Origin of the sequence: Jiella endophytica (genome assembly GCF_004519335.1) — a bacterium.
GTDB lineage: Bacteria > Pseudomonadota > Alphaproteobacteria > Rhizobiales > Rhizobiaceae > Jiella > Jiella endophytica.
The window spans coordinates 690,157-710,929 of the sequence record NZ_SOZD01000001.1 but is presented as its reverse complement, the minus strand read 5'-3'; the positions used below and the strand labels follow the sequence as shown (position 1 = coordinate 710,929).

Genomic DNA, 20,773 nt, shown 5'->3' with positions numbered 1-20,773 from the left:
CGGCGGGCCTGAGGTGCGAGGCTGTCGGCCTCACACCTCGAACGGTTCGCCGATGGCCGGTGTCACCACCTTGCCGGCATCGCCCTCCATAGCCTCCTTGAACTTTTCCGGCGAGGGATCGAGGATCGGCATCGTGCCCCAGTGCATCGGGATGATGGTGTCGAAATTGAAATAGCGCCGGCAGGCGATGGCCGCGACGGCGCCGCCCATGGTGAAGCGGTCGCCGACCGGCACCATGGCGAGCTTCGGCTGGTGCAGTTCCTCGATCAGAGCCATGTCGCCGAACATGTCGGTGTCCCCCATGTGATAGAGGGTCGGGCCGTCCTTGAAGTGGAAGACGAGGCCGTTGGGCATGCCGAGATAGACGATGCGGCCGTCCTCCTCGGTGTAGCTGGAGGAGTGGAAGGCCTGGGTGAGCGTCACCGAGAAATCGTCGAAGGCGACGGTGCCGCCGGTACCGGCAAAGGCGGCGGTCGTCACGCCCTTCTGGCTGAGCCAGGTGTAGATCTCAAAATTCGCGACGACGGTGCAGCCGGTCTCCTTGGCGATCGATATGGCGTCGCCCACGTGATCCGAGTGGCCGTGGCTGATGGCGATGTGGGTGACGCCCTTTCTGGCCTCGGCGACGTCGCCCTTGAAATGCGGGTTGCCGGTGAGAAACGGGTCGACGAGAATGACCGAGGAACCGGTCTCGATGCGGAAGGCCGAATGGCCGAAATAGGTGATCTTCATGGGTAAAGGCCCCTTGGTGGCGGAAAGAGCGATGCCGGCCCCGGCGCGCCGTGTTGCGGCCGGGCCGTCTTCGCCGGTAACTGCGCAGCCGTCCCGCCGGGTCAAGGCATAGGCGATGGCCGTCCTTGCCCTCGAGGAATTTCTCGGCGCCGTGCCCGCCGGCCTGCCGCTCGCCGGCCTCGACCTCGGCACCAAGACCATCGGCCTTGCTTTGTCGGACCGTTCCTGGCGCTTCGCGACACCGCGCCCGGTCCTTCGCCGCAAGAAGTTCACCCCCGACGCCGCCGCGCTGAAGAAGGCGCTCGACGACGAACAGGTCGTCGGCATCGTCATCGGCCTGCCGCTCAACATGGATGGCAGTGAAGGCCCCAGGGCCCAGGCGACCCGCGCCTTCATGCGCAACTATTCGGCGCTGGACGCAAGGCCGGCGATGTTCTGGGACGAGCGTCTGTCGACGGTGGCGGTGGAGCGGGCGATGATCGAAGCCGACGTGTCGCGGGCCCGGCGGGCCGAGCGCATCGATTCGGCCGCAGCGGCCTTCATCCTGCAGGGTGCGCTCGATCGTCTCGCGGCGATGCCTCGATGATGGCGCTGTCCTTCCGCCCTGCCCACCATGCGGCGATGGCCCGGCGGCGGCGATAGCCGACGATGGCGAAAAGCATGGCGCTGTCGCAGGCGATCCCCCAGGCGAAAAGCCCCGGCAACCGCTCCGGCGCGACGCCGAGGATGTGGCCGTAGATCAGGAAGATCCCCTCGTTGAGGTCGCGGCTGAGGAAGAACCCGCCGAAGCTCGACCCGACATCGGCGAGCGACAGGAAGTACCAGCCGAAGAAGGCTGCGAGCGGCGTGAACCAGAGGATCAGAAGCGCGCGCATCACTCCTCGTCGCCGTCGCGGCGCTTGCCGCTCTCGCGCTCGGCGATGGCGGCGCGCTTGGCCTCCTCGAGATGCGCCATCACCGCCTGGAAGGTCTCGTCGCCTTCGGCGTCTTCCTGGTCGGCGATCAGGTGGTCGAAGAGCAGCCCGGCAAAGCCGAGGGCGATGAAAAGGGTGACGAGCGGCCCCTTGCCGAAGAGCTCGACGGCCGGCGAGCCGGAGAGCGCCAGCGCCGCATAGAAGCCGAACAGCGCCGAGAAGGTCGCCGCCGCGAAGGGCTCGACGAGGCGTTCGGGACGTTTCATGAGCGCGATGACGCCGGCGATGCTGAGCGAGAAGGCGACGGCCAGCGCCGCGAGGATCGCGGCAAGGCCGAGAAGCTGCCGGCTGTCGACGCCGAGCGGCGAAAATTCCGCCGTGTCGAGCACACCGGTACCGAAGGATCCGAACAGCAGTTCCGACAGTCCCGCCTCATGGACGCAGCGCAGCGCCGAAACGCCGCAAAAGCCCGCCCAGCCGGAAAGCGCAAGTAGCGAAGCGACCCGATGCGTCACGCACTGGCTCCGTCGTTTAGGTTACCAATCGGTTAACGCGGAGTGTCGCCATTCGTCCCGGCGCCCGCAAGCCGATCCGGCCGACATGCTTAACGCAGCCGGCAATGCAGGCCTTTCGGCTCCCGGGACGGCTCAGCGGAGCGGCGGATAGAGGTCGTCGACGATCGCCCGGCAGTCGTGCCTGAGATCCACCATGCCGTAGGTGTGGCTGAAGACGCCGCCGAGCCGGCTTTCGGCAAAGGCCGCGGCGATTGGGCCGAGGCCGAGCCGCTTCAGCGTGCCGGCGGCTGCGGCGAGCGCCATCTGCTCGGCGAGCAGCCGGCAGGCGCCCTCGTCGGAAACGACCATCGCCACGGCGGCGCGCAGCACGTCGGGCGTGCGTCCGGCCATTTCGCCGAGATCCGCCTCGATCGTCGCGATCACCGTCTCGAAGGCGTCCGGATCGCGCTTCAGGACCCGCAGGAGATCGAGGGCAACGACATTGCCCGAGCCCTCCCAGATGGCGTTCACCGGCGCCTCGCGATAGGCCCGCGCCAGCCGCCCGTCCTCGACATAGCCGTTGCCGCCGAGGCATTCCATCGCCTCATAGGTGAAGGCCGGCGCCAGCTTGCACACCCAGTATTTCGTCACCGGCGTCATGACCCGTGCCCAGGCTCGCGCGGCTTCGTCGCCGGCGTCGCCGTCGCGGCGATCGAGCGTCTCGGCGAGGTGGAAGGCAAGGCCCGTCGCTCCCGCGGCGTCGAGGGCGAGTTCGCCGAGCACCCGCACCATCTGCGGCTGGTCGATGAGATACCGGCCGAAGACCTGGCGCTCCCTGCAGTGATGGACCGCCTCGGCCAGCGCCCCGTGCATCAGCCCGGCGGAAGCCAGCGCGCAGTCGACCCGCGTCAGCGTCACCATGTCGAGGATCGTCGCAATCCCCCTGCCCTCCTCGCCGACCAGCACCGCCTCGGCCGCGACGAACTCCACCTCGGATGACGCGTTGGAGCGGTTGCCGAGCTTGTCCTTGAGACGCTGGATGAAGAGGCCATTGAGCGAGCCGTCGGCGCGCCGGCGCGGCATCAGGAAGCAGCTCTGGCCAGCCTTTGTCTGAGCGAGCACCAGGAAGCCGTCGCACATCGGCGCCGACATGAACCATTTGTGGCCGGTGATCTCGTACCGGCCGTCGCCGACCGGTATCGCGCGGGTGGTGTTGGCCCGAACGTCGGTGCCGCCCTGTTTTTCGGTCATCCCCATGCCGAGGGTAAGGCCGGCCTTTTCCAGCGGCGGTTTCACCCCCGGATCGTACTGGCGCGAAGCGATCAGCGGCAGCCAGGCGTCCTTCAGCGCCGGCGTTGCGGCGAGCGCGGCGACCGAGGCCGAGGTCATCGTCACCGGGCAGAGATGGCCGCATTCGACCCCGGCCGTCATGAAGAACCGCGCCGCCCGGGCACGATGGCGGATCCCCGCCTCCTCCGGCGACGCGTCCCAGATCGAGGCGCTCAGGCCTTCGGCGATCGAGCGGCGCATCAGCGCGTGATAGGCCGGATGGAAGTCGACCATCTCCAGCCGGTGGCCCTTCTCGTCGAATCGCCTGAGGCTCGGCTTTTCGAGATTGGCGAGGCGGGCGAGATCGTGGGCCTCGTGCGAGCCGCAGAAGCGGCCGTGGCGGTCGAGCGTAACGATGACGTCGGCGGGAAAATCCGCCGTCAGCAGCTTCATGAGCGGGTCGGAGCGATAGGCATTGAACCCGGCAAAATCGGAGGACTGGTTGAACACCTCGTGGGTGGCGGCGTCTTCCATCTCGCGCTCCCTCTCTCCCCGGCCCCTGCGAGTTCCGGGGATTGCCGCGGCACTTTCTTGCCGCGCTTTCCACAAAGCCTTATAGCCCTCGTTCGACATGATCGCACCCGCCCAAACAACTTCGCCAGGCCGCCGACACCTTCTCGGCATTGCCGGGCTTTCGCCCCAGGACATCACCGAGCTCCTCGATCTCGCCGAGGCGGAAGTCGCCGTCTCGCGGCAGACCGAGAAGAAGAAGTCGATCCTCAAGGGCCGCACCCAGATCAATCTGTTCTTCGAGGCCTCGACCCGCACCCAGGCCTCCTTCGAACTCGCCGGCAAGCGCCTCGGCGCCGACGTGATGAACATGTCGGTGGCAAGCTCGTCGGTGAAGAAGGGCGAGACGCTGATCGACACGGCGATGACGCTCAACGCCATGCAGCCGGACATCCTCGTCGTGCGTCACCACTCGGCCGGCGCCGTCGCGCTGCTCGCCCAGAAGGTCGCCTGTTCGGTGGTCAACGCCGGCGACGGCGCTCACGAACACCCCACCCAGGCCCTCCTCGACGCCTTGACCATCCGCCGGCGCAAGGGCCGCATCGCCCGGCTGATCGTCGCGATCTGCGGCGACGTGCTGCACAGCCGGGTCGCCCGCTCCAACATCATCCTTCTCAACGCCCTCGGCGCCGAGGTCCGGGTGGTCGCGCCCTCGACGCTTTTGCCGAGCGGCATCGCCGAAATGGGCGTCAAGGTCTTCCGCCGCATGGACGAGGGGCTGAAGGGCGCCGACGTGGTGATGATGCTCAGGCTGCAGCGCGAGCGCATGGAGGGCGCCTTCGTCCCGTCGGTGCGGGAGTATTTCCGCTATTTCGGCCTCGATGCGGCCAAGCTCGACCATGCCAAGCCTGACGCTCTCGTCATGCATCCCGGCCCGATGAACCGCGGCGTCGAGATCGCCTCCGAGATCGCCGACGGGCCGAAGAGCGTCATCGAGGAACAGGTGGAGATGGGCGTTGCCGTGCGCATGGCGGTGATCGAGAAGCTCCTCGGGACGACGGGAGACGGCGCATGAACGGCTCCGACGAACGTCCGCTGGTCATCGAGGCCGCCCGCATCGTCGATCCGTCACGCTCCCTCGACGCCGTCGGCACCGTCGTCGTTTCGGATGGCCGCGTCGCCGCCGCCGGGCCCGATGCGCTGAACCAGGGCCGCCCGGACGGCGCGACGGTGATCGACGGCAAGGGCCTCACTGTCCTGCCAGGCCTCGTCGACGCCCGCGTCTTCATCGGCGAGCCGGGCGGCGAACATCGCGAGACCATCGCCTCGGCGTCGCGGGCAGCGGCGAGCGGCGGCGTCACCTCGATCCTCACCATGCCGGACACCAATCCGGTGATCGACGATGTCGCCATCGCCGAATTCGTCATGCGCACGGCCCGCGATACCGCCCTCGTCAACGTCTTTCCTGCCGCGGCCCTCACCAAGGGTCTCGCCGGCAAGGAGATGACCGAGATCGGCCTCCTCGCCGAGGCCGGCGTCAAGGCCTTCACCGAGGGCCGCAGGACGATCGCCGACCCGGCGCTGCTGCGCCGGATCATGACCTATGCGCGGGATTTTTCCGCCGTCGTCATGCACGAGACGCAGGATGCCCTGCTCGCCGGCAAGGGCGTGATGAACGAGGGGCTGTTCGCCTCCTGGCTCGGCCTTCCCGGCATTCCGGGCGAAGCGGAGATCATCCCGCTGGAGCGCGACCTCAGGCTCGCGGCGCTCACCGGCTGCCGCTACCATGCGGCGAAGATCTCGCTCGGCGAATCGGCCGCCGTCGTCGCCGCCGCCAAGCGCCGCGGCCTCGCGGTGACCGCCGGCGTGTCGATCAACCATCTGGCGCTGAACGAGAACGATGTCGGCCAGTACCGCACCTATTTCCGCCTCTCGCCGCCTTTGAGGCGCGAAGAGGACAGGCTGGCGATGGTCGAGGCGCTCGCCGACGGCACGGTCGACATCATCGTCTCGTCCCACGACCCGCAGGACACCGACGACAAGCGCCGGCCCTTCGCCGAGGCCGAAGCCGGCGCGATCGGGCTCGAGACGCTGCTGCCGGCGGCGCTTCGCCTGCATCATTCGGGCGCAGTCCCGCTGATGCGCCTTATCGAGGCGATGACCGTCGCTCCGGCAAGGCTGCTCGGCCTCGATCGCGGCACGCTCGGGCCCGGCGCGCCGGCGGATCTCGTCCTCGTCGATCTCGACCGGCCATTCGTCTTCACCGAAGAGCATATCCGCTCGCGGTCGAAGAATTCCGCCTTCGAGAACGCCCGCTTCGAAGGTCAGGTCTTGCGGACGCTCGTTGCGGGCCGCACAGTCTTCGAAGCGGCCGGATAGGCGCCGGGGCGGCAAGTCCCTGGCGCCAGCCGGCAGCTGCGCGCCGGCTCCGGTCCTTTTCGGGCGGAGGCCGCGTGCGGGTCGAGCAAACGGGAGAGAGCTCGTGTTGGACGATGCGTCCTTGAATTTCGGCTGGGCGATCGTGTGCCTCGTCAGCGGCTATGTCTGCGGGTCGATCCCGTTCGGGCTGGTCCTCGGCTACGTCTTCGGCCTCGGCGACATCCGCAAGATCGGCTCCGGCAACATCGGCGCCACCAACGCGCTGCGCACCGGCAACAAGGTGATGGCGGCGCTGACGCTTGCCGGCGACATCCTCAAGGGCACCGTGCCCGTGCTCGTCGCCCTGCTCTATCTCGGCCCGTTCTATGCCGCGGCGGCGGGCATCGGCGCCTTTCTCGGCCATCTCTTCCCGGTCTGGCTGAATTTCAAGGGCGGCAAGGGCGTCGCCACCTATCTCGGTATCCTGCTCGGCATCGCGCCGCTCGGCGTCGTCGTCTTCGCCATCGCCTGGCTCTCCGTCGCCTATCTCACCCGCTACTCCTCCCTCGCCGCCCTCGTCGCGACGCTGCTGGTGCCGATCGCCTATTATTTCCTCGGCTATCCGGCGGCGGCGATCCTCACCGCGATCCTGACGATCCTCGTCTATATCCGCCATCACGCCAATATCCGCCGTCTCGTCGGCGGCAACGAACCGAAGATCGGGGCGAACAAGGCATGACGCCGCGCCCTCGGCCTTCCACCAGCCCTGTCGCGGATGGCGGCCCGGTCCGGGGGCGGAGGGCGATGCCATGACGCTGCCCGCCGCGCCGCGGCGCGGCGTCGTCCTGACCGAGGCGATGCGTCTTGCCTGGCTGCGGCTGATCCGCAGCGAGAATGTCGGCCCGGCGACCTTCCGGGACCTCATCAACCGCTATGGCACCGCCGCGGCCGCGCTGGACGCCCTGCCCGAACTGGCCGCCCGCGGCGGCCGCCGCATCGTCGTCTGCACCGAGGCCGCCGCCGCCGAGGAGTTGGCGCGGGCGGAAAAGCTCGGCGCCCGCTTCGTCTGTCTCGGCGAGCCGGACTATCCGCAGCATCTGCGCAGCGTCGAATACGCCCCGCCGGTGCTGGCGGTAATGGGCGACGCCGCCTGTTTCGAGCGCCCGGCGCTCGCCATCGTCGGCGCCCGCAACGCTTCGCTCTCCGGCATCAAGCTGACGCGGATGTTCGCCGCCGGCGTCGGCGAGGCCGGCTATGTCGTCGTCTCCGGCCTTGCCCGCGGCATCGATGCCGCCGCCCATGACGCGGCGCTTCACACCGGCACGATCGGCGTCTTCGCCGGCGGGCTCGACCGCCCCTACCCCCAGGAAAACCGGCCGCTGATGCGCCGGATCGTCGATACCGGCGGCGCACTCGTCTCCGAAATGCCCTTCGGCTGGACGGCGCGGGCGATCGACTTTCCCCGCCGCAACCGGCTCGTCGCGGGGCTGGCGCTTGGGCTCCTGGTCGTCGAGGCGGCGCTGCGTTCCGGCTCGCTGATCAGCGCCCGCCTTGCCGGCGAACTCGGAAGGCTTGTCTTTGCCGTGCCCGGCTCGCCGCTCGATCCGCGCGCCGCCGGCGCCAACCGGCTGATCCGCGACGGCGCGATCCTCGCCTGCGATGCTTCGGACATTCTGGAAGCCCTGTCGCCACTCGCCGGACGCGACACGGCGCCGGAGGACGGTGCGCTCGACGAGCCGGCGCCCGATGGCGGTCAGGACGAGCCGAGCCGCTCCGAGCGCGAGCGGATCGTCGAATGCCTCGGGCCGACCCCCGTCGCGATCGACGAGATCATCGCCCATACCGGCGCGAGCGCCGGCGCGGTCCAGCTCGTGATCCTGGAACTCGACCTTGCCGGGCGGCTGGAGCGCCATCCGGGCGGTATGGTGTCGCTGCTGTTGTGACGACCGGCCCCGCGGAGCCCGCTGCGCGGCCCTAACCCGCGGATCTCTCGCGCAACCGGGCGATCCGCTCCTCCGCCTCCAGCTTGGCCAGATCGAGGAAATAGATCAGCATAGCCCCCGATTTTGCCCCGGAAACAACCTTTAGTTGCTCCAGCATGTCGCGGACATATTCGAGGTTCGCGCGCAATTCGCCGATGTCGCTCTTCATTCGCTTGAACTCATTGACCACCCGTGAATCCACTGCGAAAAGATGGGCGGAGCCGTCGTGATTTCAACTTGTCGAGTCGTTATAGACAGGTTCGTGCCATGGTTGCAACGGGGTGGCTCTGCGCGAGGCTCGGGCTTGACCGTTCCGGCAGGACTGTCCATCTGACGCATGCCAAACGCCGGCCTCTGAAGCGAATCGGCGTAATTTCAGCCCGTATCTGCCAAGACATTTCGCGAACAGGACACTTATGGACGTCGTCATCGTCGAATCGCCGGCCAAAGCGAAGACGATCAACAAATATCTCGGCAACGGCTACAAGGTCATTGCCTCCTACGGTCACGTTCGCGATCTGCCGCCCAAGGACGGGTCGGTGCGGCCGGACGAAGATTTCGAGATGAGCTGGGAGGTCGGCAAGCCGTCCCAGAAGCGCCTCAGCGAGATCGCCCAGGCGGTGAAGGGGGCCGACGGCCTCGTTCTCGCCACCGACCCCGACCGCGAGGGCGAGGCGATTTCCTGGCACGTGCTGGAGGTGCTGCGGCAGAAGAAGGCGCTCGGCAAGAAGCCGGTGAGCCGCGTCGTCTTCAACGCCATCACCAAGAAGGCCGTGCTCGACGCGATGGCCAATCCGCGCCAGATCGACGAGCCGCTGGTCGACGCCTATCTCGCCCGCCGGGCGCTCGACTATCTCGTCGGCTTCACGCTGTCGCCGGTCTTGTGGCGCAAGCTGCCCGGCGCCCGCTCGGCAGGCCGCGTCCAGTCGGTGGCGCTGCGCCTCGTCTGCGACCGCGAAGCCGAGATCGAGCGCTTCAAGCCGCAGGAATATTGGTCGATCGTCGCCCATCTCGCCACCATCCGGGGCGAGACCTTCGATGCGCGCCTTGCCGCCTTCGACGGCGAGAAGATCCAGCGCCTGTCGATCGACAATGGCGATATCGCCGGCACCATCAAGCGGATGCTCGACGCATCGACCTTCGCCGTCGAGAGCGTAGAAGCCAAGCCCACCCGGCGCAATCCCGGCCCGCCCTTCACCACCTCGACGCTGCAGCAGGCGGCTTCCGCCAAGCTCGGCTTCTCGGCTTCGCGGACCATGCAGGTCGCCCAGCGGCTCTACGAGGGCATCGATCTCGGCGGCGAGACCGTCGGCCTCGTCACCTATATGCGAACCGACGGCGTCCAGATGGCGCCCGAGGCGATCGACGGCGCCCGCAAGGCCATCGGCTCGGGCTTCGGCGCCCGCTACGTGCCCGACAAGCCGCGCTACTATTCGACCAAGGCGAAGAACGCCCAGGAAGCCCACGAGGCGATCCGGCCGACCGACTTCACCCGTTCGCCCCAGGAAGTGAAGCGCTTCCTCGATCCGGACCAGTTCCGGCTCTACGACCTGATCTTCAAGCGCGCCATCGCCAGCCAGATGGCCCCGGCGGAGATCGAGCGCACCACCGTCGACATCGACGCAAGGGGCGACGGCAAGACGGCGAAGCTGAGGGCCTCCGGCCAGGTCATCAAGTTCGACGGCTTCCTCGCCGCCTATGTCGACCACCGCGACGATTCCAAATCCGACTCCGACGAGGACGGCGACGACGCCCGGCTGCCGGAAATGGCGGCGAAGGAAAGCGTCGAGCGCCGCTCGATCGATGCCGACCAGCACTTCACCGAGCCGCCGCCGCGCTTTTCCGAAGCCTCGCTCATCAAGCGCATGGAAGAGCTCGGCATCGGCCGTCCGTCGACCTATGCCGCCACCCTGCAGACCCTGCAGGACCGGGAATACATCGTCGTCGACAAGCGCAAGCTCCTGCCCGAGGCGAAGGGCCGGCTGGTCACCGCCTTCCTGCACAATTTCTTCGAGCGCTACGTCGAATACGACTTCACTGCCGATCTCGAGGAGAAGCTCGACAAGATCTCGGCTGGCGAACTCTCCTGGAAGGACGTCCTGCGCGACTTCTGGCAGGATTTTTCCAGCCATGTCGAAGGCACCAAGGAACTGAGGGTTTCCGACGTTCTTGACGCACTGAACGAAGAGCTCGCGCCGCTGGTCTTCCCGCCGAAGGAGGACGGCACCGATCCGCGCGCCTGCCCGCGCTGCGGCGACGGCAAGCTGTCTTTGAAGCTCGGCAAGTTCGGCGCCTTCGTCGGCTGCTCGAACTATCCGGAATGCGGCTTCACCCGGCAGCTCGGCACCAGCTTTTCGGCCGATGCCGCCGGCGGCGAGACCGATGACGGGCCGAAGGACCTCGGCACCGATCCCGAGACCGGCGAGCCGGTGACCCTGCGCTCCGGCCGTTTCGGGCCTTACGTCCAGAGGGGCGAGGGCAAGGAGGCCAAGCGCTCGTCGCTGCCGAAGGGCTGGCAGGCCTCGGAGATCGATCTCGAAAAGGCCCTGCGGCTTCTGTCGCTGCCGCGTGAGGTTGGCGTCCATCCCGAATCCGGCAAGCCGATCCTCGCCGGCCTCGGCCGCTATGGCCCGTTCCTCCAGCATGACGGCATGTATGCCAATCTCGACACCATCGAGGATGTCTTCGAGGTCGGGCTGAACCGCGCCGTCACGGTGATCGCCGAGAAGAAGGAAAAGGGCGGCCGCGGACGCGGCAAGCCGGCGGCGCTCGCCACCCTCGGCGAGCACCCGACGCTCGGCGGCGAGATCACTGTGCGCGACGGCCGCTTCGGGCCATACGTCAACACCGGCAAGGTCAACGCGACCCTGCCGAAGGGCAAGGATCCGTCTTCGGTCACCCTCGAGGAGGCGATCCAGCTTCTCACCGAGCGGGCCGAAAAGACCGGCGCCAAGGGCACCGGCGGCAAGAAGAAGTCTGCCTCGAGCACCAGGAAGCCGGCGGCGAAGAAGGCCGCCAACGGCAAGGCCGCCGAGGACGGCAATGGCGCCGCCAAGCCGGCGAAGTCGGCCGCAAAGTCGAAGAGCGCTGCATCGAAGAAGGCGGCGACGTCGAAAGGCTCCGCAGCGAAGTCGAAGGCAGCTCCCGAGACGTCGGACAGCGTCCCCTGGGACGCGGACTGACAGCCATGGCACGACGCAACACCGGCCGGGACGAGATGCCCGCCCTCACACGCGAGGCGGTGCTGCGATTCGTCGCCGACAATCCCGGCAGGGCCTCCAAGCGGGAGATCGCCAAGGCCTTCGGCGTCAAGGGCGACGACCGCATCGCTTTGAAGATGCTGCTCGCCGAGCTCCAGTCGGAGGGCGTCATCTCCGGTGACCGCCGCCGTTTCAAGACGCCGGGCGCGCTGCCGCCGGTCGGCGTCTTCGAGATCCGACGCCGCGACGAGGAAGGCGCGCTCCTCGCCGAACCCGTCACCTGGGACCGGCTGGAGGATGGCGAGCCGCCACGCATTCCGGTGCGCGTCGAGCGCGACAAGGGCCCCGCACCCGGTGTCGGCGAAAGGGTACTCGCCCGCGTCGTCGAGGATGACGACGAGGACGGCGAACGCCATCTGAAGATCATCCGCATCCTCGAGAAGCGGCGCACCGTCGCCCTCGGCGTCTTCCGCGCGACGCCCGGCGGCGGCGGCCGGGTCGAACCTGTCGAGCGCAAGCAGCTGGAATTCACCATCCCGCCGGGCGACACCAAAGATGCCCGGGACGGCGACCTCGTCGAGGTCGAGGCGGGCCCGCGACGGCGGATCGGCCTGCCGACCGCGAGCGTCGTCGAGGTCGTGGGGTCGATCAATTCCGAGCGGGCGATCTCGTCGATCGCGCTCCACGCCCACGGCATTCCGCACGTCTTTCCGAAGGCCGTACTCGACGAGGCCGAGACCGCCGGTCCTGCGGGGATGAAGCACCGCGAGGACTGGCGCGACCTGCCGCTCGTCACCATCGACCCTGCCGATGCCAAGGATCACGACGACGCCGTCCACGCGGTGCCGGACGACGATCCCGCCAATCCCGGCGGCTTCGTCGTCACCGTCGCGATCGCCGACGTCTCCTGGTATGTCCGGCCGGGCTCGAAGCTCGACAACGAGGCGCGCATCCGCGGCAATTCGGTCTATTTCCCCGACCGCGTCGTGCCGATGCTCCCCGAACGCATCTCCAACGATCTCTGTTCGCTCCGCGAGGGCGAGGACCGCCCTGCCCTGGCCGTCCGCCTGGTGATCGGCGGCGACGGCGACAAGCGCCGCCACGAGTTCCACCGGATCATGATGAGGAGCCGCGCCAAGCTCGCCTATGAGCAGGCGCAGGCGGCGATCGACGGCGATCCGGCTTCCGTCCCCGCCGACATCCTCGACGCCGTGCTGAAGCCCCTCTGGCAGGCCTACCATCTGGTGCGGCTCGCCCGCGAGCGCCGACAGCCGCTCGATCTCGATCTCCCCGAGCGCAAGCTGAAGCTGGATGCCGCCGGACGGGTCGAGAAGGTCGTCGTCCCGATGCGGCTCGACGCCCACAAGCTGATCGAGGAGTTCATGATCCTCGCCAATGTCGCTGCCGCCGAGAGCCTCGAGAAGCAGCGCCAGCAGCTGATCTACCGTGCCCATGACGCGCCCTCGCTGTCGAAGCTCGAGGGCCTGCGCGAGTTCCTGAAGACGCTGGAGATCCCGCTGGCCCGCGCCGGCTCGCTGAGGCCGTCGCATTTCAACCAGATCCTCGACCGGGTGAAGGGCGGCGACAACGAGTCCCTCGTCAACGAGGTGGTGCTGCGCTCCCAGTCCCAGGCCGTCTACACGCCGGAGAATCTCGGCCACTTCGGCCTCAACCTCGCCCGCTACGCCCATTTCACCTCGCCGATCCGCCGCTATGCCGATCTCATCGTCCACCGCGCACTGGTGACCGCGCTCGGCCTCGGTGAAGGCGGGCTGTCGAAGGAGGACGAGGAGCTTCTCGCCGAGACGGCGGAAGAGATCTCCCGCGCCGAGCGCCGGGCGATGGCGGCCGAGCGCGACACCGTCGACCGGCTGATCGCCCATCACCTCGCCGAGCGCGTCGGCGAGACCTTCGACGGACGTGTCGCGGGCGTCACCAAGGCCGGGCTGTTCGTCCAGCTGCCGACCTACGGCGCCGACGGCTTCGTGCCGATCTCGACCCTCGGCAACGAATATTTCCACTATGACGAGGCCTCCCGCTGCCTCGTCGGCGATCGCTCCGGCCAGGGCTACAGGCTCGGCGACACCGTCGAGGTGCGCCTGATCGAGGCCCTGCCCCTCGCCGGCTCGCTGCAGTTCGAAATGCTGACCGAACCGCGCAAGCTGCCGGCGGCGACCGGCTCCTTCCACAAGACGCAGAGCCGCGGCCGCGTGAAGCGCCGCGACCGCAATGTCGCATCGAAAGTCAGGAGACGCCGATGAGCGAGACCGGCAAGGCCGCCGCGACGCCGCCGGTGGACTGGACGCCCTCTGCCGAGGAGCGGCCGCTCGGCACCGCCCTCTGGCGCGGCTTCCGGAGCCGCTGCCCGCGCTGCGGCGAGGGCCGGCTGTTCCGGTCCTTCCTGAAGTCCGTCGATGCCTGCGAGGATTGCGGGCTCGCCGTCCACCATCATCGCGCCGACGACCTGCCGCCCTATCTCACCGTCTTCATCGTCGGCCATGTCGTCGTCGCCGGCTTCATGGGGATGGAGGAGATGGTCGAGCTCACCATGTGGCAGCATCTGGCGATCTGGGTGCCTGTCACCATCGTCCTCAGCCTCGCTCTGATGCAGCCGCTCAAGGGCGCGACGATCGGCCTGCAATGGGCGCTGAAGATGGGCGGCTTTTCCGGGGCGGACGATTCCGGGGAGGAATTCGGGTGACCGGCGAAAGCCGGCTGGCGGCCCTCGAGGCCGAACGGCGCAGGCTCTCCGGCGAAGCCTTGCCGGCAGCGGGCGGTGACGTCGCGATCCGCGATGCCGCGACGCTGATCATCGTCGACGAGACCGCGGAGGCAGGCGGGCCGCGCTTTCTGATGGGGCTGCGCGGCAAGGCCCATGTCTTCATGGCCAACCGCTTCGTCTTTCCGGGCGGCCGGGTCGATCCGGCAGACCGCGAGCTTGCCGCACGCTTCAGCCTGCCCGGCGACGCCGGGGCGCGGCTCTGCGCCGCGGTTCCCGATGGCTTCACGGCCCGCGACGCCGCCGCTTTGGCGCTTGCCGCGATCCGCGAGACCTTCGAGGAGACCGGCCTCCTGATCGGCAGCCAGGCGGCCGATTCGGCCGCGTTCCCGAAGGATTTCGCCGCCTTTTCCGAGCGCGGCCTCGCGCCGGCGGTGGACTGGCTGGTGCCGATCGCCCGCGCGGTGACCCCCGAGGGGCCGCCGCGGCGTTTCGACACCCGCTTCTTCGTCATCAATGCCACACGACTCGGCGCTATCAGCGAAAACTTCGATCCGCCGACCGACGAGTTCGAGCGGATCGGCTGGGTGTCGACGGGAAGCCTCGACGACCATTCCCTCGCGCCGATCACCCGGACCATCCTCGGGGATCTGGCGGAGCGGATGGCAGAAGGCTCCTGGCTCGATGCCTCGGTCGCCATGCCCTATTACCGCACCGTTGACGGGCGCATCCGGAAAGACCTCATCTGATCATGACGATCGACAGCGACCACCCCGACCGACCGCCCCACGCCGATCGGAGCGCTGCGGCAGGGCCGTTCCCGCTCGATGCCATGGCGGCTGCCGCGACGGCGGCTCGCTCGCTGCCGCAGAGTGCTCGGGGATAGGACGGTGGAGCGATCGACTGCGGACGACATCGTCGCCGAAGCCGAAGCGGAGCTCGAATCCGTCAACTGGCTGTCGGCCGCCGCCGCCATCGCCTCGATCAGCGCAGTCGGCATTGCGCTCGGTCTCGGCCTTCCGCTGCTCAGCGTGATCCTCGAGCGTCGGGGCGTCTCTTCCTCGATGATCGGTCTCAACGCGGCGGTGGCGGGTGCCGCCTCGCTGGCCGCGGCGGCGCTGATCACGCCGATCGCCATCCGCCTCAGCGTCCGCCTGACGATGCTGATCGCGATCGTCCTCGCCAGTCTTTCCTCGGTCGGCTTCTACGTCTTCACCGAGTTCTGGATGTGGTTCCCGCTGCGGCTGGTCTTCCACTTCGCCATCACCGCACTCTTCGTCCTGTCGGAGTTCTGGATCAATGCCGCCGCGCCGCCCGGCAAGCGCGGTCTCGTCCTCGGTATCTACGCCACCGTCCTCTCCCTCGGCTTCGCCCTCGGCCCGTGGATCTTCTCGCAGGTCGGCAGCCAGGGCTTCCTGCCTTTCGGCATCGGCGCCGGGGTGATCCTCGTCTCCGCCATTCCGCTGTTTCTCGCCTGGAACAGCCAGCCGGTCATCGCGAAGGACCGCCGGCAGGGCAATTTCTGGCGCTATCTCTTCGCCGTGCCGACGGCGACCGGCGCCGTGCTGATCTTCGGCGCGGTCGAGGCCGGCGGCTTCACGCTGTTCCCGGTCTACGGCGAACGGGTCGGCTTTTCCGAGGCGGCCGCCGCCCAGCTCCTGACGGCGGTCGGCATCGGCAACGTGCTGATGCAGATCCCGATCGGGCTGATGTCCGACCGGGTGAGCGACCGGCGCAGCCTCCTGTCGATCTGCGCCGGCGTCGGCCTGATCGGCACGCTCTGTCTGCCGATGCTCGCCGAGGACTGGTGGCTGATGGCCTGCGTCCTGTTCCTTTGGGGCGGCGTCGTTGCCGGCCTCTACACCGTCGGCCTTGCCCATCTCGGCTCGCGCCTGCCGGCGGCCGATCTCGCCGACGCCAACGCCGCCTTCATCTTCTGCTATTCGCTCGGCATGCTGGTCGGACCGCAGGTCATCGGCAGCGCCATGGACCTTTTCGGGCCGAGCGGCTTTGCCTGGTCGCTGGCGCTGTTCTTCGCGATCTATCTGGCGCTGGCGCTCGGCCGGCTGTTCGCCGCCAAATCCGCCTGAGCCGGGCCATCTGGCGGGATGGGGGCCTTGACAGAACACCGCCCATGGCTATTGTCCGGCCGAATTTGCCGGCGCCGGGCGACGGGCGGACCGTCGTGTCCTCCGGGCAGCACCCGGGCCTTTGCCGGCAATGACTTTCATCGGCGCAGGCCAGCGGTCGATTGCGGTCGGGTCAACCCACCGGGATCGTTCCTGCGTAGCATCATTCGAGGAAGACCATGGCCAAGGCGACCACCATCAAGATCAAGCTCCTGTCCACCGCCGACACCGGCTTTTTCTACGTCACCCGCAAGAACTCGCGGACGATGACCGACAAGATGACCAAGACCAAGTACGACCCGATCGCGCGCAAGCACGTCGAGTTCCGCGAGACCAAGATCAAGTAATTCGGCGCCTGGCGTCTGCCCGGCCGTTTCCGATCGACGCAAGTCAGCAAGACCGCAGCGCAAGCTGCGGTCTTTTGTGTTTTGCGGCGTGGCAGTTGGAACGAAAGGGCCCCCCGGACGGAGCACTCTCATTCTGAGGTGCCGCCGCAGGCGGCCTCGAAGGGCGAGGGTGCGGGCCATGGCGGCTCAAGGCGAGGCGCCGTCCAAATGCTGCGGCGTGGCCGCGAGCCGCCCCTCGCCCTTCGAGGCTCGCCTCGCTCTGCTCGCTTCGCACCTCAGGATGAGGGGCTATGGAGAGCGGGGCGATCCGCGACATTCGTCGTTCTGGACGGCGTTTCCGGGTCTGTTTTTGACGCGTGACCGGCCGGGACACTGACGCAAGCCGGTTCGGTGCCTCGGCCGCCTTCACAACAGCCACTCGACAGCGCTGCAACCCGAGCGCCCTCATCCTGAGGTGCCGCCGCAGGCGGCCTCGAAGGGCGAGGGTGCGGGCCATGGCGGCTCAAGGCGAGGCGACGACCGTATGCTGCGGCGTGGGCGCGAACGCCCCTCGCCCGTCGAGGCTCTGCCGGACTTCGACCGGATTCACACCTCATGATGAGGGGCTGGGGAATCGCCGCGTCAGCTTTTTGCCGTCCAAGCCAGTGCCATGATTGAAGCGCGGGGATCGCGCCGGCTGCGGCTCTCAGCCCTGCGGCTGCCGCATCACCTTCGTCCGGGCCTTGGCGAAAGCCTCGTCCGGCACGAAGAAATCCGCCATCGGCTGGCCGTTCTCCGGCCCGTATCGGCCGAAATCGGCGACGCCCTCCTCCATCAGCACGAGTTCGTCGATCAGGAACCGGCCGGTGAACTCCCGCGACGGCTTGGTCAGGATCGCATGGGCAGCGTCGGCGACGATCTCCGGCGAACGGCTCATCGAGGCGAGCGGCGCCCCGCCGAGAACGTTCCTGACCGCCGCCGTGTCGATCACCGTCAGCGGCCAGAGCGAATTGGCGGCGATGCCGTCCTTCTTCAGCTCCGCGGCAAGGCCGAGGGTCACCATCGACATGCCGAACTTCGCCATCGAATAGGCGACGTGGCCGGCGAACCATTTCGCCTGCATGTCGAGCGGCGGCGACAAGGTCAGGATATGCGGGTTCTCAGCCTTCTTCAGATGCGGGATGCAGCATTTCGACACGAGGAAGGTGCCCCGCGCATTGACCCCATTCATCAGGTCGTAGCGCTTCATGTCGGTCGCCAGCGTATCGGTCAGCTGGATCGCCGAGGCGTTGTTGACGCAGATGTCGATGCCGCCGAAACGCTCCACCGCGCGCGCCACCGCCGCCGCGACCTGTTCTTCCTCGCGGATGTCGCAGACGACGGCGAGCCCCTGGCCGCCGGCCCGCTTGATCTCCTCGACGGCGGTGTGGATGGTGCCGGGAAGCTTCGGATGCGGCTGATCGGTCTTCGCCGCGATCACCACATTGGCGCCGTCCCGCGCGGCCCTGAGGGCAATCGCAAGGCCGATGCCGCGCGAGCCGCCGGACATGAAGATGGTCTTGCCGTTCAATGTTGCGGCCATGGTGTCGTCTCCTCCAATTGACGTTTACGTCAAAGTGGACCGGCGCGGCTCAAGGCGCAAGAGGTGCGTTTCGCCTCGATCCCCGGTTGTCTCCGACTTTTCGTCCGTGTGCCCTAACTTGCGGCAGGAACGGCGACGGGCGAGAGGCGCGACATGGCAGAGAAATCCATCGATCACGGTTTTGCGGCGAGCGGCAATTTCGGGGCGGCGGGCGATCCGACCTATGCCGGCGCCCTCTCCTTCATGCGCCGGCGGCTTACGAAGGACGTTTCCGGCACCGACGTCACCGTCTGGGGCGTTCCCTTCGACAGCGCGGTGTCGAACCGTCCGGGCACCCGCTTCGGCCCGCAGGCGCTGCGCCGCGCCTCGGCGATCTTCGACAACGATCCGCAATATCCCTTCGAGCGCGATCTCTTCGAGGCGCTTTCCGTCGTCGACTATGGCGACTGCCTGCTCGACTATCGCCTGCCGGAAACAGCCCACGCGAAGATCCTCTCGGAAGCCACGGACATTGTTGCGAAAACCGGGTTTCTGCTGACCCTCGGCGGCGATCATTCGATCACCTATCCGCTGCTCCAGGCCCATGTCGCGCGCCACGGCAAGCTGTCGCTTCTCCAGTTCGACGCCCATCAGGACACCTGGCCAGTGGCGGACGACGCCTCGGGCCGCCCGCGTGTCGATCACGGCTCCTTCGTTGCCCAGGCCGTTGCCGACGGCCTGATCGACCCGGCAACCTCGATCCAGGTCGGCATCCGCACCCATGCACCGGAGACCTGCGGCATCGAGATCCTTGGCGGCGAGGCGGTCGAGGAGATGAAAAGCGCCGAGATCGCCGCGACGATCTACGAGCGCACCGGCGGTACCAACGTCTATCTCAGCTTCGACATCGACTGCCTCGACGCCGCCTTCGCGCCGGGCACCGGTACGCCCGTCGCCGGCGGGCCATCGAGCGCCAGGATGCTGGCGGTGCTGCGGCATGTGAAGAACCTCGACCTCGTCGGCGCCGACGTCGTCGAGGTGTCGCCGCCCTACGACCATGCCGATATCACCGCCATCGCCGGCTCGACCGTCGCCATGTATGTCCTCGGCATCCTCGCCGGGAAGAAGGCCGGGCGACCGCAACAGGCTTGAGAGGGACGCCGATCACCATCGTAAGCTTGCGACACCAAACTTGAGTGGCGCCGCAGCATAATTTGGCTCACCTCCTCGCCTAGCAATTCCAAGCGATTCGCGTCTCTCACCTCGTTGTCCAAAGGCCTGGAGCATGCAGAGCATTCCCTTCATCGATCTCGCCAGCCAGCGTGACCGGATCCGCGACAAGGTCGACCGGCGGATGGCCGCCGTGCTCGATCATGGCGCCTTCATCATGGGGCCGGAAATCCGCGAACTCGAGGCGGCGCTCTCCAGCTTCGGCGGCATGGCCCACACGCTGTCCTGCGCCTCCGGCACGGACGCCTTGGCGCTGCCGCTGATGGCCTGGGGCATCAAGCCCGGTGACGCGGTTTTCTGCCCGAGCTTCACCTTCGCCGCGACCGCCGAGGTCGTCGCCTGGCTCGGCGCGACGCCATACTTCGTCGATGTCGACATCGAGACCTTCAACATGGATCTCGACAGCCTGAAGACGGCGATCGCCGAGGCCGAGGCGGCGCCCGGCCTGACGCCGAAGGCGATCATCGCCGTCGACCTCTTCGGCCAGCCGGCGGACTATGCGGCGATCCGAACAATCGCCGACGCTCACGGGCTGAAGCTGATTTCCGACGCGGCGCAGGGCTATGGCGGCACCATCGACGGCAAGAAATCGAGCCACTGGTCGCATGTCGTCTCGACCAGCTTCTTTCCGGCAAAGCCCCTCGGCTGCTACGGCGACGGCGGCGCCGTCCAGACCGACGACGAGGACCTCGCCGCGGTGATGACCTCGCTGCGCGTCCACGGCCAGAACCTCGACGACAAATACGACAACATCCGCATCGGCATGAACGGCCGGATGGACACGCTGCAGGCGGCGATCCTTCTGGAAAAGCTGGCGATCTTCGAGGACGAGATCGCTGCGCGCGGGCGGATCGCGGCGCGCTACAGCCAGAAGCTCTCGAACATCGCGACGCCGCAGAAGCTGTTGCGCGACGCCGTCTCGACCTGGGCACAGTACACCGTCCGCCTGCCCGAGGGCGCCGACCGCGCCACCGTGCAGACGCGGCTGCGCGAGGCAGGCGTGCCGACGGCGATCTACTATCCGCGCCCGCTGCATCGCCAGACCGCCTACGAGCATTTCCCGGTCGCCGGCGGCGAACTTGCGGCCTCCGATGCACTTTCCCGCGACGTCATCAGCCTGCCGATGCACGCCTATCTCGGCGAAGACACGCAGGACTACATCGTCGAGTTCCTGGCCGGCGCACTGGCGGGGTAGCGCTGGAGAGACCACGGCCGCGCGCCCTGCTCGCTTCCCGTCCGGTCGACCTCGAGCATTGGCATCGACACGGGGAACGATGGCGCGTCGGCTGTCACGGCCGATATCGCCATCCGCCGATCTTGCGAAAACGCCCCTCGCCCTCCATCTGCCG

Annotated in this window: 19 protein-coding genes; 13 read left to right on the top strand and 6 right to left on the bottom strand. The window is 67.9% G+C overall.

What is annotated here, in order from left to right; all coding sequences use genetic code 11:
* Positions 1 to 30: 30 nt before the first annotated feature.
* Positions 31 to 732, bottom strand: a complete 702-nt coding sequence (locus E3C22_RS03285; RefSeq protein ID WP_134760164.1) for a metal-dependent hydrolase — start codon at positions 730 to 732, stop codon at positions 31 to 33.
* 115 nt (positions 733 to 847) lie between these two features.
* On the opposite strand from E3C22_RS03285, the gene ruvX reads away from it, so the two are divergent.
* Positions 848 to 1,318 (top strand): Holliday junction resolvase RuvX, encoded by a 471-nt coding sequence (ruvX, locus tag E3C22_RS03280; protein ID WP_134760162.1) that lies wholly within the window; start codon positions 848 to 850, stop codon positions 1,316 to 1,318.
* Here the strand turns inward: ruvX and E3C22_RS03275 are convergent.
* From E3C22_RS03275 to E3C22_RS03265, 3 genes are all read right to left on the bottom strand, one after another.
* Positions 1,272 to 1,607 (bottom strand): DUF6105 family protein, encoded by a 336-nt coding sequence (locus E3C22_RS03275; RefSeq protein WP_245514736.1) that lies wholly within the window; start codon positions 1,605 to 1,607, stop codon positions 1,272 to 1,274. The genes ruvX and E3C22_RS03275 overlap by 47 nt on opposite strands.
* Positions 1,607 to 2,161: a hypothetical protein gene (locus tag E3C22_RS03270; RefSeq protein WP_134760160.1), complete on the bottom strand. Its 555-nt coding sequence runs from the start codon at positions 2,159 to 2,161 to the stop codon at positions 1,607 to 1,609. The genes E3C22_RS03275 and E3C22_RS03270 overlap by 1 nt, the downstream gene beginning before the upstream one ends.
* 132 nt (positions 2,162 to 2,293) lie before the next feature.
* The gene (locus E3C22_RS03265) at positions 2,294 to 3,943 is read right to left on the bottom strand and encodes an acyl-CoA dehydrogenase family protein (RefSeq protein WP_134760158.1); all 1,650 of its coding nucleotides are present in this window, start codon (positions 3,941 to 3,943) and stop codon (positions 2,294 to 2,296) included.
* Positions 3,944 to 4,040: 97 nt separating this feature from the next.
* Between E3C22_RS03265 and E3C22_RS03260 the strand changes: the two genes are divergently transcribed.
* The 4 genes from E3C22_RS03260 to dprA all read left to right on the top strand — a co-directional run bounded on the left by E3C22_RS03260 (position 4,041) and on the right by dprA (position 8,220).
* Complete coding sequence (locus tag E3C22_RS03260) at positions 4,041 to 4,994, top strand: aspartate carbamoyltransferase catalytic subunit (RefSeq protein WP_134760156.1); 954 nt, start codon at positions 4,041 to 4,043, stop codon at positions 4,992 to 4,994.
* Positions 4,991 to 6,298, top strand: coding sequence for a dihydroorotase (locus tag E3C22_RS03255; RefSeq protein ID WP_134760154.1), 1,308 nt, complete (start codon positions 4,991 to 4,993; stop codon positions 6,296 to 6,298). The genes E3C22_RS03260 and E3C22_RS03255 overlap by 4 nt, the downstream gene beginning before the upstream one ends.
* A 106-nt stretch (positions 6,299 to 6,404) precedes the next feature.
* On the top strand, positions 6,405 to 7,016 hold the full coding sequence (gene plsY / locus E3C22_RS03250; RefSeq protein WP_134760152.1) for a glycerol-3-phosphate 1-O-acyltransferase PlsY: 612 nt from the start codon (positions 6,405 to 6,407) through the stop codon (positions 7,014 to 7,016).
* 70 nt (positions 7,017 to 7,086) lie between these two features.
* A complete protein-coding gene (gene dprA / locus E3C22_RS03245) occupies positions 7,087 to 8,220 on the top strand; it encodes a DNA-processing protein DprA (RefSeq protein ID WP_134760150.1) in 1,134 nt (377 codons plus the stop codon).
* A 31-nt stretch (positions 8,221 to 8,251) separates the two neighbouring features.
* On the opposite strand, the gene E3C22_RS24370 is transcribed toward dprA, so the two are convergent.
* The gene (locus E3C22_RS24370; protein ID WP_167591610.1) at positions 8,252 to 8,428 is read right to left on the bottom strand and encodes a hypothetical protein; all 177 of its coding nucleotides are present in this window, start codon (positions 8,426 to 8,428) and stop codon (positions 8,252 to 8,254) included.
* Between the two features lie 247 nt (positions 8,429 to 8,675).
* Here E3C22_RS24370 and topA point away from each other — a divergent pair, with 247 nt between their 5' ends.
* The 6 genes from topA to rpmG all read left to right on the top strand — a co-directional run bounded on the left by topA (position 8,676) and on the right by rpmG (position 16,654).
* Complete coding sequence (gene topA, locus E3C22_RS03240) at positions 8,676 to 11,441, top strand: type I DNA topoisomerase (protein WP_134760148.1); 2,766 nt, start codon at positions 8,676 to 8,678, stop codon at positions 11,439 to 11,441.
* A gap of 5 nt (positions 11,442 to 11,446) precedes the next feature.
* On the top strand, positions 11,447 to 13,720 hold the full coding sequence (rnr, locus tag E3C22_RS03235; RefSeq protein WP_134760146.1) for a ribonuclease R: 2,274 nt from the start codon (positions 11,447 to 11,449) through the stop codon (positions 13,718 to 13,720).
* The gene (locus tag E3C22_RS03230; RefSeq protein WP_134760144.1) at positions 13,717 to 14,160 is read left to right on the top strand and encodes a DUF983 domain-containing protein; all 444 of its coding nucleotides are present in this window, start codon (positions 13,717 to 13,719) and stop codon (positions 14,158 to 14,160) included. The genes rnr and E3C22_RS03230 overlap by 4 nt, the downstream gene beginning before the upstream one ends.
* The gene (locus E3C22_RS03225) at positions 14,157 to 14,927 is read left to right on the top strand and encodes an NUDIX hydrolase (RefSeq protein ID WP_134760142.1); all 771 of its coding nucleotides are present in this window, start codon (positions 14,157 to 14,159) and stop codon (positions 14,925 to 14,927) included. Before E3C22_RS03230 ends, E3C22_RS03225 begins: the two co-directional genes overlap by 4 nt.
* Positions 14,928 to 15,068: 141 nt before the next feature.
* Positions 15,069 to 16,268 (top strand): MFS transporter, encoded by a 1,200-nt coding sequence (locus E3C22_RS03220; protein WP_245514734.1) that lies wholly within the window; start codon positions 15,069 to 15,071, stop codon positions 16,266 to 16,268.
* A 218-nt stretch (positions 16,269 to 16,486) separates the two neighbouring features.
* Entirely contained in the window at positions 16,487 to 16,654 is a 168-nt protein-coding gene (gene rpmG, locus E3C22_RS03215) for a 50S ribosomal protein L33 (RefSeq protein WP_134760137.1), read from the top strand.
* A gap of 685 nt (positions 16,655 to 17,339) precedes the next feature.
* Here rpmG and E3C22_RS03210 read toward each other — a convergent pair.
* A complete protein-coding gene (locus tag E3C22_RS03210) occupies positions 17,340 to 18,215 on the bottom strand; it encodes an SDR family oxidoreductase (RefSeq protein ID WP_134760135.1) in 876 nt (291 codons plus the stop codon).
* A 153-nt stretch (positions 18,216 to 18,368) separates the two neighbouring features.
* Between E3C22_RS03210 and speB the strand changes: the two genes are divergently transcribed.
* Both speB and E3C22_RS03200 read left to right on the top strand, forming a co-directional pair.
* Positions 18,369 to 19,346 (top strand): agmatinase, encoded by a 978-nt coding sequence (gene speB, locus E3C22_RS03205; RefSeq protein ID WP_134760133.1) that lies wholly within the window; start codon positions 18,369 to 18,371, stop codon positions 19,344 to 19,346.
* 133 nt (positions 19,347 to 19,479) lie between these two features.
* The gene (locus tag E3C22_RS03200) at positions 19,480 to 20,619 is read left to right on the top strand and encodes a DegT/DnrJ/EryC1/StrS family aminotransferase (protein WP_134760131.1); all 1,140 of its coding nucleotides are present in this window, start codon (positions 19,480 to 19,482) and stop codon (positions 20,617 to 20,619) included.
* Positions 20,620 to 20,773 lie beyond the last annotated feature (154 nt).

Excerpts from the sequence above, each read along its gene's own strand:
- E3C22_RS03255 (WP_134760154.1), top strand. The coding sequence starts at position 4,991 with ATGAACGGCTCCGACGAACGTCCGCTGGTCATCGAGGCCGCCCGCATC.
- rpmG (WP_134760137.1), top strand. The coding sequence starts at position 16,487 with ATGGCCAAGGCGACCACCATCAAGATCAAGCTCCTGTCCACCGCCGAC.
- E3C22_RS03230 (WP_134760144.1), top strand. The coding sequence starts at position 13,717 with ATGAGCGAGACCGGCAAGGCCGCCGCGACGCCGCCGGTGGACTGGACG.
- E3C22_RS03275 (WP_245514736.1), bottom strand. The coding sequence starts at position 1,607 with ATGCGCGCGCTTCTGATCCTCTGGTTCACGCCGCTCGCAGCCTTCTTC.
- E3C22_RS24370 (WP_167591610.1), bottom strand. The coding sequence starts at position 8,428 with ATGAAGAGCGACATCGGCGAATTGCGCGCGAACCTCGAATATGTCCGC.
- ruvX (WP_134760162.1), top strand. The coding sequence starts at position 848 with ATGGCCGTCCTTGCCCTCGAGGAATTTCTCGGCGCCGTGCCCGCCGGC.
- E3C22_RS03200 (WP_134760131.1), top strand. The coding sequence starts at position 19,480 with ATGCAGAGCATTCCCTTCATCGATCTCGCCAGCCAGCGTGACCGGATC.
- rnr (WP_134760146.1), top strand. The coding sequence starts at position 11,447 with ATGGCACGACGCAACACCGGCCGGGACGAGATGCCCGCCCTCACACGC.
- speB (WP_134760133.1), top strand. The coding sequence starts at position 18,369 with ATGGCAGAGAAATCCATCGATCACGGTTTTGCGGCGAGCGGCAATTTC.
- topA (WP_134760148.1), top strand. The coding sequence starts at position 8,676 with ATGGACGTCGTCATCGTCGAATCGCCGGCCAAAGCGAAGACGATCAAC.
- E3C22_RS03210 (WP_134760135.1), bottom strand. The coding sequence starts at position 18,215 with ATGGCCGCAACATTGAACGGCAAGACCATCTTCATGTCCGGCGGCTCG.
- E3C22_RS03285 (WP_134760164.1), bottom strand. The coding sequence starts at position 732 with ATGAAGATCACCTATTTCGGCCATTCGGCCTTCCGCATCGAGACCGGT.
- dprA (WP_134760150.1), top strand. The coding sequence starts at position 7,087 with ATGACGCTGCCCGCCGCGCCGCGGCGCGGCGTCGTCCTGACCGAGGCG.
- E3C22_RS03260 (WP_134760156.1), top strand. The coding sequence starts at position 4,041 with ATGATCGCACCCGCCCAAACAACTTCGCCAGGCCGCCGACACCTTCTC.
- E3C22_RS03265 (WP_134760158.1), bottom strand. The coding sequence starts at position 3,943 with ATGGAAGACGCCGCCACCCACGAGGTGTTCAACCAGTCCTCCGATTTT.